Here is a 17,473-nt window from a genome sequence, read left to right as displayed (position 1 = left end):
ACTCGGCGGTGCAGCCGCAAGCCTCAGGAGTGGTAGGGCTCCGCGCTGACCAGCGTCACCTCGACGGTGTTGCCGCTGGGCACCTTATAGCTGCGCGTCTCGCCGACCTTGGCATCGATCAATGCACCACCCAGCGGTGAGTTCGGCGAGTAGACCTCGAGCTTGCCGTCGTTGACGCCTTCCTGGCGGGTAGCGATCAAAAAGGTCTCGCTGTCGTCCTTGTCGCCGTTGTAGTAGACCTTCACCACCGAACCCGGCAGCGCGACGCCCGACTGCTTGGGAGCCTCGCCGACCTTGGCGTTGTTGAGCAGATCCTGCAGCTGGCGAATGCGGGCCTCCTGCTGGCCCTGCTCCTCGCGGGCAGCGTGATACCCGCCGTTCTCGCGTAGGTCACCCTCTTCGCGGCGGTCGTTGATCTCGGCGGCGATGACCGGGCGATTGGCGATCAACTGGTCGAGCTCGGCCTTGAGTCGGTCATGTGATTCCTGGGTCAACCAGGTCACCTGAGTGTCCGTCATCTCGTGGCGCTCCTTGTGATTGTTGTTCCGCGCAAAGTGTGGTCCCGATGTTGGGCGTCTGCGGGTCCCCACCCCGGGTGCTGCAACTCCGTGCTTCTCACGGCCTCTAATGCAGCAATACACGGTCCCAAGCAGGACCGTGCATTCACCCATGTTACCACCGCGCAAACACTAAATGACCGACATATCCGCAGTTCGGCGTTTTGCCGCGGTCACGGCGACCGCAGATACGCGGGCACGTCTGCCCCGCAGCCGTAGACGTCCGCCATGGCCGGACGCTTGCTGGATTTCAGCGTGGCGGTCACCTGCACGGTCTGCTGGTCGGCCGGGGGCACCAGCACCTCTCGGCGGCCGGTCTCGCTGCCGTCCTTGGATCGGACGCGCACGATGCAGTCCACCGGACGCGAAGGGTCACGGCGGTAGACGCTGACGGTCACCGACGCCGTCTCGTCGTCGATCAACTGGTAACCCGCCAGGGTGCCTTTGACCGGGGCGGCGCCGATCTGCCGATAGGCCACGCTCGCGATTCCCACCCCGGCAGCCAGGACCAGCACGGTCAGGCCGATGACGATGCGGCGCCGCGATCTGCGGGACAGCCGATCGCGGCCGTAACGTGCCTCGGGCCGGGAGAAAGAATCATCGGTCACGTGCTCAGTCATGCCCTCGGGAGTTGTGGGGTACAGAGAACTGGAAGTATAGGAGGCACTCACAGGGTCGGTGGGCGGCCAACGGACGGACTCGGAATAACAGATACAAGGGAGCTCGTGAGCAAACTGCGATTGATGGCGGTGCATGCCCACCCCGACGATGAATCCAGCAAGGGCGCCGCAACGCTGGCGCGCTACGCCGACGAGGGCCATCGCGTGATGGTGGTGACGCTGACCGGCGGGGAACGCGGCGAGATCCTGAACCCGGCCATGGACCTGCCTGACGTGCACGGCCACATCCACGAGATTCGCCGGGACGAGATGGCCAAAGCCGCGGAGATTCTCGGGGTGGAACACCACTGGCTGGGCTTCATCGACTCCGGCCTGCCCAAGGGCGACCCGCCGCCGCCCCTGCCGGAAGGCTGCTTCGCCCTGGTGCCGCTGGAAGAATCCACCGAAGCGTTGGTGCGCGTGGTCCGGGAGTTCCAGCCGCACGTGATGATCACCTACGACGAGAACGGCGGCTACCCGCACCCCGACCACATCCGCTGCCATGAGGTGTCGGTCAGCGCGTACGAGGCGGCCGGCGATTATCGCCGGTTTCCTGACGCCGGGGAGCCATGGTCGGTGTCCAAGCTCTACTACGTGCACGGTTTCTTGCGGGCGCGGATGCAGCTGCTGCAGGACGAATTCGCCAAGAACGGGCAGGAGGGTCCGTTCGGGAAGTGGCTCGAGCACTGGCTGCCCCAGAACGACCATTTCGAGAAGCGGGTGACTACCCGGGTGGAGTGCTCCGCGTACTTCGGTCAACGCGACGACGCCCTGATCGCGCATGCTACTCAGATCGACCCGAATGCCGAATTTTTCGCCGCGCCGATCGAATGGCAGGAGCGGCTGTGGCCGACGGAGGAGTTCGAGCTGGCCCGCTCGCGGGTACCGGCTCGCCTGCCGGAGACCGATCTGTTCGAGGGGATCGAGGAACGGTGAATCACTTTCTGCTCAGCGTGATTGCTGCCGGACCGAAGAACAACGGCCCGGATTTCGGCAAGGCCAGTCCCCTCGGACTGGTGGTGGTCGTCCTGCTGATCGTCGCCACCGTGTTCCTGGTCCGTTCGATGAACAGGCAGCTGAAGAAGGTGCCGGAGTCGTTCGATCGCCAGCACCCCGAGCCGGATCAGGCCGCCGACGAAGGCACCGACGCGGTAGACACGGCCGAGGACCCCGCCCCCGAGGCCGACCGCAACCGCCCCCCGGGCTCGGCCCATGAGCCCGGCTGAGCAGGCCGGGACCAACACCCTCGGCCAGGCAACCAGCCCCTACCTGCGCCAGCACGCCGATAACCCGGTGCATTGGCGGCAGTGGAGTCCGGAAGCACTCGCCGACGCGGCCGCACGCGACGTGCCGGTTCTGCTGTCTATCGGCTACGCCGCGTGCCACTGGTGCCACGTGATGGCCCACGAATCGTTCGAGGACGACGAGGTGGCCGCCGTCATGAACGCCGGGTTCGTCTGCGTCAAGGTGGACCGCGAAGAGCGCCCGGACATCGACTCGGTCTACATGAACGCCACTGTCGCGCTCACCGGCCAGGGCGGCTGGCCGATGACATGCTTCCTCACTCCCGATGGGCGGCCGTTCTTCTGCGGTACTTACTACCCCAAAGACGCTTTCCTGCAACTGCTTTCAGCCATCTCCGAGACGTGGGCGCAGCGCCGTGGCGAGGTGGAGCAGGCGTCGGACCACATCGCCGGCGAGTTGCGTTCGATGGCGTTGGGTCTGCCCGGTGGCGGACCGGCGATCGCACCGCAGGTGTGCGACGACGCCGTCGCTGCGGTACTGCGCGATCAGGACACCGTGCACGGCGGATTCGGCGGTGCGCCCAAGTTCCCGCCGACGGCCCTGCTCGAGGGTCTGCTGCGCAGCTACGAACGCACCGGGTCATCCGAGGCATTGCAGGCGGTGTCGCGGGCAGGCCACTCGATGGCGCGCGGTGGGATGTACGACCAACTCGCCGGTGGCTTCGCCCGCTACAGCGTCGACAACGCCTGGGTGGTGCCGCACTTCGAGAAGATGCTGTACGACAACGCCCTGTTGCTGCGCTGCTACGCGCACTGGGCCCGCCGGTCCGGGGATCCGCTGGCCCGCCGGGTCACCGCACAGACCGCGCGGTTCCTGCTCGACGACCTGGCCGACGGCGATATGTTCGTCTCCTCCCTTGACGCCGACGCCGACGGCCGCGAGGGCTCGACCTACGTGTGGACCCCGGCGCAATTGACCGACGTCCTGGGCGTCGACGACGGCCGTTGGGCGGCAACGGTTTACGGAGTGACGCGGGTGGGCACCTTCGAGCACGGCGCATCCGTGCTGCAGTTGCGCAGCGACCCTGATGACTCAGCGCGTCTGGACCGGGTACGGGCCGCGTTGCTGGGCGCCCGGTTGACCCGGCCGCAGCCCGGACGCGACGACAAAGTGGTGACATCGTGGAACGGTCTGGCGATCACGGCACTGGCCGAAGCCAGTGTGGCGCTCGACGACCCAGAGCTGGCGCAGGCCGCGCAGCGCTGCGCCACCGCGCTGCTGAATCTGCATGTGGTCGATGGGCGGCTGCGGCGCGCCAGCCTGGGCGGGGTGGTTGGGGACAGCGCCGCCATCCTGGAGGATCACGCCATGCTGGTGACCGGCCTGCTGGCGCTGTACCAGTTGAGCCCCGACGACGGCTGGCTCGCCGCAGCGACCGGCCTGCTGGACACCGCGGTCCGGCATTTCAGCGACCCGGAGCGCCCCGGGCGCTGGTTCGACACCGCCGACGATGCCGAGCAACTCCTACTGCGGCCCGCCGACCCGCTCGACGGGGCGACGCCGTCCGGGGCGTCGGCCATCGCCGAGGCGCTGCTCACCGCCGCGCACCTGGCTGACGGCGACCGGGCCGAGCGGTATCTGCAGGTGGTCGGAGACACCCTGGACGCGCATTCGGTGCTGCTGGCGCGCGCCCCCCGCTCGGCCGGGCATTGGCTGGCGGTTGCCGAGGCCGCGGTGCGCGGTCCGCTGCAAATCGCCGTCGCATGCGCTGGCCCGTCGTCGCCGCTGCTCACCGATGCCCGCCGGCTGGCTCCCGGTGGGGCGATCGTCGTCGGGGGCGCCCGGGATTCGTCGTCGCTGCTGGCCGGACGCGACCTGGTGGCCGGGGCCGACGCGGCCTACGTGTGCCGGGGCCGGCTCTGCGACCTGCCGGTGACCAGCGCAGATCAACTCGCCGCCGCCCTGGGAATTCCCGGGTAGTAGCGTGCGTCACATGCCGAACACCGCTGACAAGACGCAAGCGATCACCGATACGGTCAACCGCTACATCGCCACGGTTACCAGCGGCACCGCCGAAGACCTGGCCGCTTTTTACGCCGACGACGCCACGCTCGAGGATCCAGTTGGCGGCGAGGTGCACATCGGTACCCAGGCCATCAAGGGTTTCTACTCCTCGGTGACGGGCGTCCAGCGCGACTGCGAGTTGGTGACGCTGCGCGTCTCGGGCAATGAGGCGGCATTCCATTTCCGGCTGACGATCACCGCCGGTGACCACAAGATGCGGATCGAACCGATTGAGACGATGGTCTTCGATGCCGACGGCAAGGTCACCGCGATGAAGGCCTACTGGTCACCGGCGGATGTGACGCAACTCTGAGGGTGATCGCACGCCGAACGTGGTGTCACGATCGGCGTCGCGTCCAAGCGTCAGAAAACGACGAACCACATCGCGATGTAGTGGCAGATCGCCGCGACGGCGGTGCACGCGTGGAAGAACTCGTGGTATCCGAAGGTCGACGGCCAAGGGTCCGGCCACTTCAGCGCGTAGAGAATCCCGCCGATGCTGTACAGGGCGCCACCGACGAACAGCAGCACCATGGCCGCGACCCCGGCGTTGTGCAGGATCGAGCCGGTGTACCAGACCGCTACCCAGCCCAGCAGGATGTAGAGCGGCACGCCCACCCAGCGTGGAGCGGTCGGCCACAGCATCTTGAGCGTGACGCCGGCCAGCGCACCGCCCCACACGATCGCCAGCACGACGTGCCCGTCGTGGCCGGGCAGCGCCAGGAGCGCGAACGGCGTGTAACTGCCCGCGATGAAGATGAAGATCATCGAGTGATCCGCCCGCTTCATCCAGATGCGTGCGGTGTCTGATTTCCAGGTCACCCGGTGATAGGTGGCGCTGACGGTGAACATGATGATGGTGGCGAACGTGTAGAGCATCGTCGCCAGGCCGGCCTTGGTGGAATCCAGCGCCCAGGACACGGCGACCAGGGATGCGCCGGCGAACACGGCGGCACCCGCTGAGTACACGTGGATCCAGCCGCGGAAGCGCGGCTTCTTGAGAACCTTGGCGACGCCCTCGGCAATATGGTGGGCCGCGTTGGCCGGCGATGGGCCGTCCGGTTCCGGTTGTGTACTGGTGAGCGTGCTGGTTTGGCTGCTCATCTGTCCCCTTGCCCCGCCTTTGTCGGTCGTTGGTGTCTTCCGTTCAGGGTAACGGGACTGGCTGAGAGAACCCCGTCAGACTTGGCGTGATATTGCCGGAAATGGCAGCCGGAAATTGGTGTCGGTCACAGTAGTGTGGGATTCCGTGGAGATCATCCCGCCGCGGATCAAGGAGCCGTTGTACCGGCTGTACGAGCTGCGACTGCGGCAGGGTCTGGCCGCCTCGCGATCTGAGTTGCCGCGTCACATCGCGGTGTTGTGCGACGGGAACCGCCGCTGGGCGCGCAGCCTGGGATACGACGACGTCAGCGTCGGCTACCGGATGGGTGCGGTCAAGATCGCCGAGATGTTGCGCTGGTGCCAGGAAGCCGGCATCGAGATGACCACCGTCTATCTGCTCTCCACCGAGAACCTGCAGCGTGACCCTGAAGAGCTGGCCGCGCTGATCGAAATCATCACCGACGTTGTCGAGGAAATCTGCGCTCCGGCCAATCACTGGAGCGTCCGCACCGTCGGTGATCTGGAGTTGCTGGGCGAGGCACAGGCCCGCCGGCTGCGTGGTGCCGTGGACTCCACTCCCCAGAACGCGTCGTTCCACGTCAATGTCGCGGTGGGGTACGGCGGTCGTCAGGAAATCGTCGACGCGGTGCGCGCGCTGCTGGGCAAGCGACTGGCCGATGGTGCCACCGCCGAGGAACTCATCGACGCGGTGACCGTCGAAGGGATCTCTGAGAACCTCTACACGTCCGGGCAACCCGACCCCGATTTGGTAATCCGGACCTCGGGGGAGCAGCGGCTGTCCGGGTTTTTGCTGTGGCAGAGCGCCTACTCGGAGATGTGGTTCACCGAGGCGCACTGGCCCGCATTCCGTCGCGTCGACTTTCTGCGCGCCCTGCGCGACTACAGCATGAGGAACCGGCGCTACGGCAAGTAGCGGCACCCGATCGGCGTGGCGACACGTCGGCCTTGGCGTGTCGCCACGCCGATCTTTTGTCACACCCGGTGTGTCATTTCGTTCTGCAAGGCGACCTTTCAGCGTGCCGTAGCAAACTTTTCACTCCTCATTCCTGCGCGCAGAAGCCCCATTGGGTTCAAAGACAACGCATAGGTAGGCAGGAATTGCCGCCGATCGGCATCGGGTTACTCATCGGTAGGCCGTGTCTAATAACGTCCGAAATATTCTGTAGCGCAACTGATTTCGGCTATCGAACGCCCCTTTAGCCGACCTCACCTAAGTGATCATGCGTTTGATAATTTGAATTCAAAATCGGTTGTTAGCTATTCAACATTCGGCTAACGACGTCAAACCATGCGGCCAGCGGACCTCCCAGAAAAATCTGAAAATTGGTGTTGTCAGATCTGGCGTTTCCGTAATCGGCGCAGGTACATTCCCAATCGCGTGTCCATCCATCGGCCTTGAACCACAGGAGTTTCAGCGATGTCGTATTTGACGGCTGCCCCCGACCTGTTCGCTAGCGCGGCGGCGAACCTACAGAGTCTGGGTGCGTCGATCAACGAGGCCAATGGGGTCTGGTCGAGACCTGTAGCTGCGTTGCTGCCGGCTGCCCAGGACGAGGTGTCGGCAGCCGTCGCCGCGCTCTTTGGCTCGCACGCTCAGAGCTATCAAGCCCTGAGCTCTCAGGCGGAGGCCTTCCACCAACAATTTGTGCAAACCCTTACTTCTGCGGGCAACGCGTACTCGACCGCCGAGGCGATGAACGCATCTCCGTTGCAGGGTGTGATGGACCTGATCAACGCGCCGAGCCAGGCACTGTTTCAGCGGCCGCTGATCGGAAACGGCACCGACGGGGCTGCAGGGACCGGCGCGAATGGTGGAGCGGGCGGATTGCTGTGGGGCAACGGTGGCGCGGGCGGATCCGGTGCGGCGGGCCAGGTCGGTGGTAACGGCGGCGCCGCCGGCCTCTTCGGCACCGGCGGCATCGGTGGTACGGGTGGAGCCGGCGCCGCCGGCGGAAACGGCGGCTCCGGCGGCATCTTGTTCGGCAACGGCGGTATCGGCGGAACGGGCGGCGTCGGCGCCGCCGCAGGCCTGACCGGGGGTGCGGGCGGTATCGGTGGAAACGCCGGCTTCTTCGGAGCGGGCGGCGCGGGCGGCGTGGGCGGTGCCGGTGGCGCCGGCGACCCGTTGTCCGGTGCCGCCGGCGGTAACGGCGGTGTCGGCGGCCTCGGCGGTAACGGCGGGGCGATATTCAGCACGGCGGGCGCCGGTGGCGCGGGAGGTGCCGGTGGTACCGGAGGCACCGGCTTCGACGGCGTCGGGGGTGGCGCGACGGGAGGCGTCGGCGGTGCTGGCGGTAATGGTGGTGCCGGCGGCGCTGCCGGCAGCACCGGCATGTTCGGCGCCGGCGGGGTGGGTGGTGCAGGTGGTGCCGCCGGACTCGGGGGCGCGGGCGGTGTCGGCGGCGATGGCGATATCGGAAACATTCACGGTGGTTCCGGTGGCCTGGGCGGTAACCCCGGCATCGGTGGTGTGGGCGGAGCGGGTTCGCTCGGCGCGGCAAACGGCGCCGCGGGTGCCGCGGCCACCAGTGGCGGCAACGGCGGTGCCGGTGGGTTGGGCCTCACTGCCGCCGGTGGGTCGAATGCGGCCGGCGGTAACGGCGGGGCCGGCGGCAATGCGGGGACGGCTGGTCACGGTGGTGTCGGTGGCGCCGGCGGAAACGGTGACGGCAGCGGAGCGGGCGGGAACGGCGGTACCGGTGGCCTCGGCGTGGTCGGTGGTACGGGTGGTGCCGGCGGCGACGGCGGCTTAACGGGCAACGGCGGTAACGGTGGTGCGGGCGGTGCCGGTGTGGTCGGTGCCGCAGGGGCGAACGGCGCTACCCCGGGTGCCGGTGGCGGCGCGGGCGCGGTCGGCGGTACCGGTGGCGTCGGTGGTGTCGGTGGCCGCGGCGGTGCCGTATCGGGCAACGGCGGAAACGGCGGCGCCGGTGGCGTCGGCGGTCTCGGTGGAGCCGGCGGTGCCGGAGCGACCGGGGCCGACGCAACCGTCGCGGGAGCCACCGGCGGAACCGGCGGCCTCGGCGGCAATGGCGGCGCGGGTGGTCACGGCGGTGCCGGCGGGGCCGCCGGTGTCGCGCTGGGCAGCGGGACTGGTGGGGTCACCGGCGTCGGAGGCGCAGGCGGCCAGGGCGGTGCGGCAGGGGTGGGCGGCGACGGCGGGGTCGGCGGCGCCGGCAGCCAGACTGTGCGCAATGGCGGTACTGGCGGCCAGGGCGGAAATCCCGGCGTAGGCGGGGCCGGCGGGGCCGGCGGAGTGAACGGCACCGGAACCAGCGTCTCCGCCTCCGGTGCGGCGGGTGCGGTCCCGCTGACCGGTGGCAACGGCGGCACCGGCGGCGCGGGCTGGAACGCGGTAACCCCGGGCGCCAACGGCGGTAACGGCGGGCGCGGCGGCGCCGGCGGTCTCGTCGGTAACGGTGGCGATGGCGGTGTCGGTGGTAATGGCGCCATCGGCGCCGCCGGCACCGACCCGACCCAGACCGGCGGCAACGGCGGTACCGGCGGCAACGGCGGTCGCGGCGGCGATGGTGGTGTGGCCGGGACAACCGCCGGCTTCGGCGGTAAAGGTGGCGACGGCGGCATCGGCGGGCAAGGCGGTACCGGCGCGACCGGGGCCAACGCAGCGGGACCGGACGAGATCGGCGGCACGGGTGGTAAGGGTGGCAACGGCGGCGTCGGCGGTAACGCCGGTAACGGCGGCAACGCGCCGAATCCCCTCGGAAACTTGGGTGCGGGCGGTAACGGCGGTGCCGGTGGGTCCGCCGGCCTCGGCGGCGACGGCGGCAACGGCGCCGCTGGGACCGCCGCCCTCTTCAACGGCAGCGCGGGTGGCATCGGCGGTAACCCGGGTACTGGCGGGGCCGGCGGACAAGGTGGCGTCGGATCGAGCTTTGGCACCAGCGGTGCGGGCGGTGCCGCGGCCACCAGCGGTGGCAACGGCGGCAACGGCGGCAATGGCTACACCGACCCCACCGCCAGCGGCCTGGCCGGCGGTAACGGTGGCGCCGGCGGCAAGGCTGGCGCGGTCGGTAACGGTGGTGCCGGCGGCATTGGTGGCAATGGTGCCCAGGGCGTCACGGGTGCCGCCGAGTTTGAAACCGGTGGAACCGGCGGCATCGGCGGCCAGGGTGGTGCCGGCGGACAAGGTGGCTCGACATCCGGCAATGGCGGTGCCGGTGGTGCCGGCGGTATCGGCGGGAAAGGCGGAACCGGCGCGGCCGGCATCGACTCGACTGACCCGAATCTTGCTGGTGGCGCAGCCGGCCAAGGTGGTGTTGGTGGTCAGGGTGGTCTCGGCGGCAATGGCGGCGGCGTGACGCTTGGAAAGGGAACTGTCGGCGTGGGTGGCGCCGGAGGTAACGGTGGTGCTGCCGGCATCGGCGGGAGGGGCGGCGACGGCGCCGCCGGCACCGACATGCACATCGACGGCAGTGCAGGTGGTCAGGGTGGTAACCCGGGTACCGGAGGGGTTGGCGGTAACGGCGGCTCCGGCTCTGTCGCCGGTGCCAAGGGAAGCACGGGTACTGCGGCCACCTTCGGTGGTGACGGCGGCACCGGCGGTGCGGGCTTCGACGCTGAAGCGGGCTCCAACGCAACCGGTGGCGTTGGTGGCACCGGTGGTGCCGGCGGTGTGCTGGGTAACGGCGGTACCGGCGGTGTTGGTGGAGCGGGCGATGGCAGCGGTGCTGGTGGCGCCGGCGGTGACGGTGGCGTCAGCGGAGCGCAGGCCGGCAACGGTGGAACCGGTGGCGTAGGTGGCGCTGGCGGGACGACCGGCACCGGCGGCGTCGGTGGGACCGGTGGACTTGGTCAATCGCCCTTGGGTATCGGCGGTGCCGGTGGTCATGGCGGTGCTGGCGGTGCGACATCTGGTGACGGTGGCGCCGGTGGGACCGGTGGTATCGGCCAGGCCGGTGGCGGTACCGGCGGCGACGGTGGCGATGCCGGGAAGAGCGGCAACGGCGGGGCAGGCGGCACCGGTGGCGCCGGTCTGCCGGGCAAGGACGGTACGGCCGGGGTCGGCTCGGGCGGCAACGGCGGCAACGCAGTTGCCGGCGGCTTCGGTGGTCACGGTGGTAACGGCGGTGCCGGTGGCACGGTGTCCGGTAACGGCGGGGCCGGCGGTACGGGTGGCGCTGGTGCAAAGGGCGGAACGGGCGGCAATGCCACCGACTCGACGAACCCGAACACGGCTGGCGGTGCTGGCGGCAAGGGTGGTGCCGGCGGCCAGGGTGGTGCCGGCGGCAACGGTGGTGCCGCCACCGCAGGCATCGTGGGTGCTGCCGGAGACGGCGGCGCCGGTGGTGGTGCCGGCCACGGCGGTGACGGCGGCAAGGGTGCCAACGGCACGGCGGGCGTCATCAACGGCAGCGATGGCGGTCAGGGCGGTGACGCAGGCCTCGTCGGGACCGGTGGCGTGGCGGGCACCGGCTCGACCGCAGGCTCCAACGGCGTTAACGGCGCTGACGCCACCAACAGCGGCCACGGCGGTGCCGGTGGCAACGGCTTCGACAACGCCGCGAACACCACCGGTGCGGCCGGCGGCAGCGGCGGCAAGGGTGGTGCCGGCGGTTCGCACGGTGACGGCGGTAACGGCGGCAGCGGTGGCAACGGCGGGACCGGCGCCACGGGTGGCGCCAGCGCCGTTGGCGGGACCGGCGGCGCGGGCGGAAACGGTGGCGCCGGCGGTGCTGGCGGATCCGTCCTTGGTGACGCGGGTAATGGCGGTAACGCCGGTAACGGCGGTAAGGGCGGCCAGGGTGGTAATGGCGCTGCTGGCTCCAACTCCGGTACTGCCAATGCCACGGCTGGCACCGGCGGTGCAGCCGGCGACGGAGGCAAGGGTGGAGCCGGCGGCAACGGCGGCGCCGCGGGTACGGCCACGGTCGGCAACAACGGCACGGCCGGTAACGCCGGTAACGGCGGCGACGGCGGCAACGCCGGGACGGCCGGCAACGGCGGCAGCGGCACCGGCAACCGCACCAACGGCGGCACCGGCGGTGCTGGTGGCGATGGTGGCGCCGGCGGCGCCGGTGGTACCGGTGGTGCCGGCACAGCGACCACCGACGGTGGCGCTGGTGGCAACGGTGGCAAGGGTGGCATCGGATCCGTCGGGGGTACCGGTGGAACCGCCACCGGTACGACCGGTGGCAACGGTGGCGGCGGTGGTACCGGCGGTGACGGCGGCGCCGGCGGTAACGCGGGTGCCGGTGGCAATGGCCAGAATGGTGGCGCCGCGGGTAGCGCCGGTGACGGTGGCCAGGCCGGCAACGGCGGTAACGGTGCTACGGGCGGTAATGGCCAAACCAGCACCACGGCCGCCAACCGCGATGCCCGCGCCGGTGGCGCCGGTGGCAGCGCCGGTGCGGGTGGCGCCGGTGGCGACGGCGCGTCCGGTGGCACCGCGATCGGCGGCGGCACCAACGGTGTGGCGAGTGCCGGTGGCGACGGTGGTACTGGCGGTATCGGCGGAGCAGGCGGTACCGGTGGCCTTGGCGGCAACGGCAGCGGTACCAACCCCGGCGGCCTGGGCGGCAACGGTGGCCAAAGCGGTAACGGCGGTGCCGGTGGCGCCGGCGGTGCTGGTGGTAATGGCACCACCACCACCGCAGGCGCAGCCGGTGGTAACGGCGGGCAAGCCGGCTCAGGCGGCACCTCGGGTGGCGGCGGCAAAGGCGGCAACGGCAGTGGCACCAACCAAAATGGTGGTGCCGGTGGCGCTGCCGGCGCAGCCGGCTCGGGCGGCATCGGCGGCGTCGGCGGCGAAGGCGGCGACGGCAACGGCGGCGGGACCGGTGGAAACGCCGGGAACTCCGGCAACGGCGGGCAGGGCGGTGCCGGCGGCGGCGGTGGCACCCCGACGGGCACCGGCATCGGTGGAGGGGCTGGCAACGGCGCGAACGGCGGCGCCGGCGGCAACCACGCCAGCGGCGGTACCGGCGGAACCGGCCTGGGCGGCGGGCTTAACGGCGGCAACGGCACCAACGGTAACCCCGGTACGGGCGGCGGCGGCGGTGCGGCGGGCACGCCGGGTACGGGCGGCGCCGCGGGCATTCCGGGCACCAACGGCCCCAACGGCACGTAAGAACTCAACCCGGCCTGCTAGGTACTACTCCACACACGTCGAACAGCGATCGTCTGAAATGTTAGGAAGAGGATTGAGCCGGTGAGTTTCCTGACCTTGCCACCTGAGATCAACTCGCTGAACATGCTGCTCGGCGCGGGATCGGCGCCAATGGCGTCGGTGGCGTCGGCGTGGGACGGCCTGGCGTCCGAGTTGGGTTCGGCCGGGTCGTTCTTCGAGTCGGTGACCTCCGGCTTGATTGACGGCGCCTGGCAGGGCCCGGCCGCGGCGGCGATGGGGGCCGCGGCCTCGCCCTATGCGGCGTGGTTGAGCGCTGCGGGTGCGGCGGCTGAGCAGGCCGCCGCGCAGGCTCGGGTGGTGGTAGCCGCATATGAGTCTGCGCGGTCGATGATCGTGCACCCGGCGCTGATCGCGGGCAATCGCAATGCGCTGGTGCGGCTTGCCATCTCGAATCTGTTCGGGCAGAACTGGCCGGCGATCGCGGCGGCGGAGGCGGCCTACGAGGAGTTCTGGGCTCAGGACATCGTGGCGATGCTGAGCTATCACGGCGGCGCGTCGGCCGCGGCTGCGGCGCTGACACCGTTCACCAAGTTGCCGTTGGGTCAGTTGACCGGCGCGGGGGGCTTCGTCAACGCCGCAGCGACCCAACTTGCCGGCCTTTCTGGCACTTTCAACAAGGGCGGCGGCAGCATCAGGGCCGCACTTGGATCGGGCAATGTGAGGCTGGGCAGCCTGCTGGGCGGCTTCAACCTCAGCGGGGTGCTCGGTGGCCTGCAGCTCGGCACCGGAAACCTCGCCAGCCTGAACCTGGTGACTGCTGGTCTGTCCAACTCCGGAAGCATCAGCGCCGCGCTGAGCAGCGGCAGTCTGAGCAGCTTGCTGAGCCGCCCGGCGGTGAGCAGCCTGGTGGGCAGTCTGAATCTGGGCACCGCCAACCTCAGCGCCGTGCTCAACCAGCTGGGTGTCACCGGCACCACCGGGGCGACGGCGGCCGCGGGTTGGGGTCATCACTGGGGCGGCTCATGGGGCCATGGCTTCGGTGGCTCGGGCCGCGGCCTGAGCTTCCTGACCGGCCTGCTGAATTCCGGCGTCGTGAGCAACGCCATCAGCAGCGGCAGCGTAAGCGCCCTGCTGAGCAGTCCGGCGGTAACGGGTCTGTTGAATAGCTCAGCGGTCAACACCCTGCTCAGCAGCACCACGGTGAGCAGCTTGTTGAGTAGCCCAACGGTGAGCAGCCTGCTCAGCAGCAAGGCGGTGAGCAGCCTGGTCGGCAGTCTGCACTTGAGCGACGGCAGCAGCTTGAGCAACCTGTTGTCGCAGTTGGGTGTGGGTGCCACCGGTTCCGGTGGGGCGAGTGCGGCGGCGGCGTTGTCGACTCCGTGGGGCAATTTCTCGTTGAACCAGATCACTAATTACGTCGATTCTCACGGTGGTCTGCAGGCCGTTTTGACGAACTTGTCGAATTCGTCGGCTTTTAACGCGTGGGTGAATTCGGGTGCGTTGGCCAGCCAGTTGAGCGGTTCGTCGGTGACCACTCTGTTGAGCAGTTCCTCGGTGAGCGCTGTTTTGAGCAGCCCGGCGGTGGGCGCTGTTTTGAGCAGCCCGGCGGTGGGCGCGGTGTTGAGCAGCCCGTTGGTGAGCACCCTGTTGAGCAGTCCGGTGGTGGGCAGCGTGTTGAGCAGTCCGGCGCTGAGTGGGTTGTTGAGCAACCCGACGGTGAGCGGCCTGCTCAGTGGTGTGCACCTGAGCAACGGCAGCAGCCTGGGTAACTTGTTGTCGCAGTTGGGGGTGGGTGGCACGGGCGGGGCGAGTGCGGCGGCGTCGACGTTGTCGACTCCGTGGGGCAATTTCTCGCTGAATCAGATCACCAATTACGTCAACTCCCACGGTGGACTGCAAACCGTGCTGAATACCTTGTCGAGTTCGCCGGCGTTCAACGCCTGGGTGAGCTCTGAAGCGTTCGTCAGCCAGTTCAGCAGCCCTGCTGTGAGCGGCCTGTTGAGCGCCCCGGCGGTGACCACTTTGCTGAGCAGCCCGACGGTGAGCGCTGTGTTGAGTAGCCCGGTGGTCAGCACGCTGCTGAGTAGCCCATCGGTGAGCGGCCTGCTCAGCTCGGAGCATCTTGGCGGCCTGTTGAGCAGCCCGGCGATCAGTAGCGTGCTGAGCGGGACGGGTCTGTCGGCCAAGTTGAACGGTCTGCTGGCGGTGAGTCCTGCTGCTGCGACGGCCGCTGTCGCCGACGCCTTCGGTAACACCGGTACCGGCAATATCGGGTTCGGCAATACCGGGGATAACAACATCGGGTTCGGCAACACCGGTAACGGCAACATCGGCTTCGCCAACTCCGGGGTTGATCTGCGCGGCATTTTCAACGAAGGCGTGGGGAACTCGGGGTTGTTCAATACCGGTAGCTACAACACCGGCATCGGTAACTCCGGGACCGGTAACACAGGTCTGTTCAATCCGGGCAACTTCAACACCGGTATCGGTAACCGCGGCAGCTTCAACACTGGAAGCTTCAATGAGGGCAGCTTCAACAGCGGTGACTTCAACAGCGGCGACACCAATACCGGGTGGTTCAACACCGGCAACCTGAATACCGGCATCGGCAACTCCGGGGACATCAACACCGGCATCGGCAACTCCGGCAACATGAACAATGGGATGTTCGTCCGGGGCGACGCCCAGGGCATGACCGGTGTCTCCTATTCGATCCACATCAACCAGATTCCCGTGGACTACGGCATGCGATTCCCGGTGAACACGACGATATCCGGTAACACATTCGACATCACCGTTCAGCCGTGGACCATCGGGGCGATCGACCTGAGCCCTCTCAGCAGCACGTCCGGCACCGTCGGTCCCATCAATGTTCCGACCATCACGATCAGCGGGCCACGGTTGAACTTCACAGTCGGCGGCCCGGGATACACAACGTATGGCAGCATCTCCGGCACCGTCGGCCCGATCGATATTCCGTTGTTCTCGATCCCGGCGGGCCCGGGCATCGGTAACACGACGGGTGCCCCGTCGTCGGGATTCTTCAACAGCGGCACGGGCAGTTCCTCGGGCTTCTTCAATGTGGGCGCGGGCAGTTCGGGGTGGCAGAACATGGGGCTGGGTGCCTCGGGTATGGGCAACGTGGGCGACTTGGCGTCGGGCATGCGCAACCTGGGCAACAGCATGTCGGGCTGGTTCAACGCGAGTTCGTTGGAGGCGTCGCAGGCGGCGGTCATCTCTGGCTTCGGCAATGTCGGCAGCCAGGTCTCTGGGGTCTTCCACAACGCGGTGACCGACTTCACCACCTTGAGCATCGGCCTGGGCAACCAGGGTGGCCTGAATGTGGGTGGGGGCAACATCGGGCAGTTGAACTTCGGTTTGGGCAACGTGGGCGCCAACAACTTCGGCGGCGGCAACCTGGGCAACCTGAACTTCGGGTTCGGCGATCTGGGCAGCAACAACTTCGGGTTCGGCAACCTGGGCGACGGCAACATCGGCTTCGGCAACTCCGGCAGCGGCAACATCGGGTTCGGCAATACCGGCAGCGGCAACATCGGCTTCGGCAACTTCGGCAACGGCAACATCGGCTTGGCGAACTGGGGTGACAACAACTCCGGTATCGGGTTGCTCGGTAGCGGCAACTCGGGCTTCGGCGGGTTGAATGCGGGCACCGACAACGTCGGCTTGTTCAACTCGGGCACCGGTAACCGCGGCTTCTTCAACTCCGGCACCGGCAACACCGGCATCGGCAACGCCGGTGACTACAACACCGGCATCGGTAACACCAGCGTCGGCAACACCGGTATCGGCAACACCGGCAGCTACAACACCGGCTTCGGCAACACCGGCAGCAACAACACGGGCAGTTTCAACGCCGGCAGCTTCAACACCGGTGATGCCAACCCGGGCGATCGGAACACCGGAAGCTTCAACGGCGGCAGCATCAACACCGGCTTCGCCAACTCAGGCGACCTCAACACCGGTTCCTTCAACACCGGCAGCAGGAACGTCGGTTCCTTCCATCTGGCCGACGGCCAGCAGAGTGCGACGACCATCGCGATCGATTTCCCGGCGATTCCGATCAACCTGGTAGCGGCTACCAACGTGGCGATCCCGATCACCGGTCAGTTCGACCCGATCACCGTCTACCCGATCATTGTCGATGTCCCGGTCAACATCAGCGCTACCGTTCTTATCACTATCAATGTCGCTGGAATCGTCCCGTCCGCAATAGTGGACCCCATCGTCATCAACCCGATCCGCCTGATGGACGTCGTCTTCGGGGCGGACTTTGCGCTGCCCATCGACTTGACGCTCCTCGGCCGACTCAATGTCACGCTGCCGTGGCAGCCCGGTATCGGGAACTCGTCGGTGTCCTCGGGCTACTTCAACGGCGGTTCGGTCGGTTCTTCCGGTTTCTTCAACTCGAGCGATCTGAGTTCGGGGTTCGCCAACGCCAACGGGGCGCTGACGTCGGGTTGGTACAACTCCGGTTCGTTGTTGTCGGGCTGGCAGAACGTGGGCGACGCGATCTCGGGCTTCGCCAACACCAGCACCATCAACGGCGCGGCGTTCATGTCCGGCGTCGGCAACATCGGCAGCCAGGTGTCCGGCTTCTGGAACGGCCAGATGGATGCGTTGCAGCAGACGCTGGCGGACTGGGTGGCCAGCCGATGACGTACTTCCCCGCCCCGGACGGCCGGGCGTTGTTCTGCAGCACCCATTACCCCAGAGAA

At 68.1% G+C, this 17,473-nt stretch carries 10 protein-coding genes; 7 read left to right on the top strand and 3 right to left on the bottom strand.

Annotated elements, in window-relative coordinates:
- Window positions 1-23 precede the first annotated feature (23 nt).
- Both greA and QXH22_RS22925 read right to left on the bottom strand, forming a co-directional pair.
- Window positions 24-518: a transcription elongation factor GreA gene (greA, locus tag QXH22_RS22930; protein ID WP_065137229.1), complete on the bottom strand. Its 495-nt coding sequence runs from the start codon at window positions 516-518 to the stop codon at window positions 24-26.
- A 212-nt stretch (window positions 519-730) separates the two neighbouring features.
- Window positions 731-1,177, bottom strand: coding sequence for a DUF4307 domain-containing protein (locus tag QXH22_RS22925; protein ID WP_306245675.1), 447 nt, complete (start codon window positions 1,175-1,177; stop codon window positions 731-733).
- Between the two features lie 105 nt (window positions 1,178-1,282).
- On the opposite strand from QXH22_RS22925, the gene mca reads away from it, so the two are divergent.
- Genes mca through QXH22_RS22905 form a run of 4 tightly spaced genes read left to right on the top strand, consistent with a single transcriptional unit; the run spans window position 1,283 to window position 4,838 of the window.
- Window positions 1,283-2,152, top strand: a complete 870-nt coding sequence (mca, locus tag QXH22_RS22920; protein WP_306245674.1) for a mycothiol conjugate amidase Mca — start codon at window positions 1,283-1,285, stop codon at window positions 2,150-2,152.
- The gene (locus QXH22_RS22915) at window positions 2,149-2,442 is read left to right on the top strand and encodes a hypothetical protein (protein ID WP_306245673.1); all 294 of its coding nucleotides are present in this window, start codon (window positions 2,149-2,151) and stop codon (window positions 2,440-2,442) included. Before mca ends, QXH22_RS22915 begins: the two co-directional genes overlap by 4 nt.
- Window positions 2,429-4,441, top strand: coding sequence for a thioredoxin domain-containing protein (locus QXH22_RS22910; RefSeq protein ID WP_306277099.1), 2,013 nt, complete (start codon window positions 2,429-2,431; stop codon window positions 4,439-4,441). The genes QXH22_RS22915 and QXH22_RS22910 overlap by 14 nt, the downstream gene beginning before the upstream one ends.
- Before the next feature lie 13 nt (window positions 4,442-4,454).
- Window positions 4,455-4,838: a nuclear transport factor 2 family protein gene (locus QXH22_RS22905; RefSeq protein ID WP_306245670.1), complete on the top strand. Its 384-nt coding sequence runs from the start codon at window positions 4,455-4,457 to the stop codon at window positions 4,836-4,838.
- A 50-nt stretch (window positions 4,839-4,888) separates the two neighbouring features.
- Here QXH22_RS22905 and QXH22_RS22900 read toward each other — a convergent pair whose 3' ends face one another.
- Window positions 4,889-5,629, bottom strand: coding sequence for a hemolysin III family protein (locus QXH22_RS22900; protein WP_306245669.1), 741 nt, complete (start codon window positions 5,627-5,629; stop codon window positions 4,889-4,891).
- A 145-nt stretch (window positions 5,630-5,774) separates the two neighbouring features.
- Between QXH22_RS22900 and QXH22_RS22895 the strand changes: the two genes are divergently transcribed.
- The 3 genes from QXH22_RS22895 (at window position 5,775) to QXH22_RS22885 (ending at window position 17,414) form a co-directional block, all read left to right on the top strand.
- Window positions 5,775-6,563: a (2Z,6E)-farnesyl diphosphate synthase gene (locus QXH22_RS22895; protein WP_306246456.1), complete on the top strand. Its 789-nt coding sequence runs from the start codon at window positions 5,775-5,777 to the stop codon at window positions 6,561-6,563.
- 504 nt (window positions 6,564-7,067) lie between these two features.
- Window positions 7,068-12,737 carry a PE family protein gene (locus QXH22_RS22890; RefSeq protein ID WP_306277098.1) on the top strand — a complete coding sequence of 1,890 codons (5,670 nt, stop codon included), beginning with the start codon at window positions 7,068-7,070 and terminating at the stop codon, window positions 12,735-12,737.
- Window positions 12,738-12,818: 81 nt separating this feature from the next.
- Complete coding sequence (locus QXH22_RS22885) at window positions 12,819-17,414, top strand: PPE domain-containing protein (protein ID WP_306277097.1); 4,596 nt, start codon at window positions 12,819-12,821, stop codon at window positions 17,412-17,414.
- Window positions 17,415-17,473: the final 59 nt, after the last annotated feature.

Origin of the sequence: Mycobacterium sp. TY814, assembly GCF_030755175.1 — a bacterium.
In the GTDB taxonomy this organism is placed as follows: domain Bacteria; phylum Actinomycetota; class Actinomycetes; order Mycobacteriales; family Mycobacteriaceae; genus Mycobacterium.
This window is presented reverse-complemented; position numbering and strand designations above follow the sequence as displayed.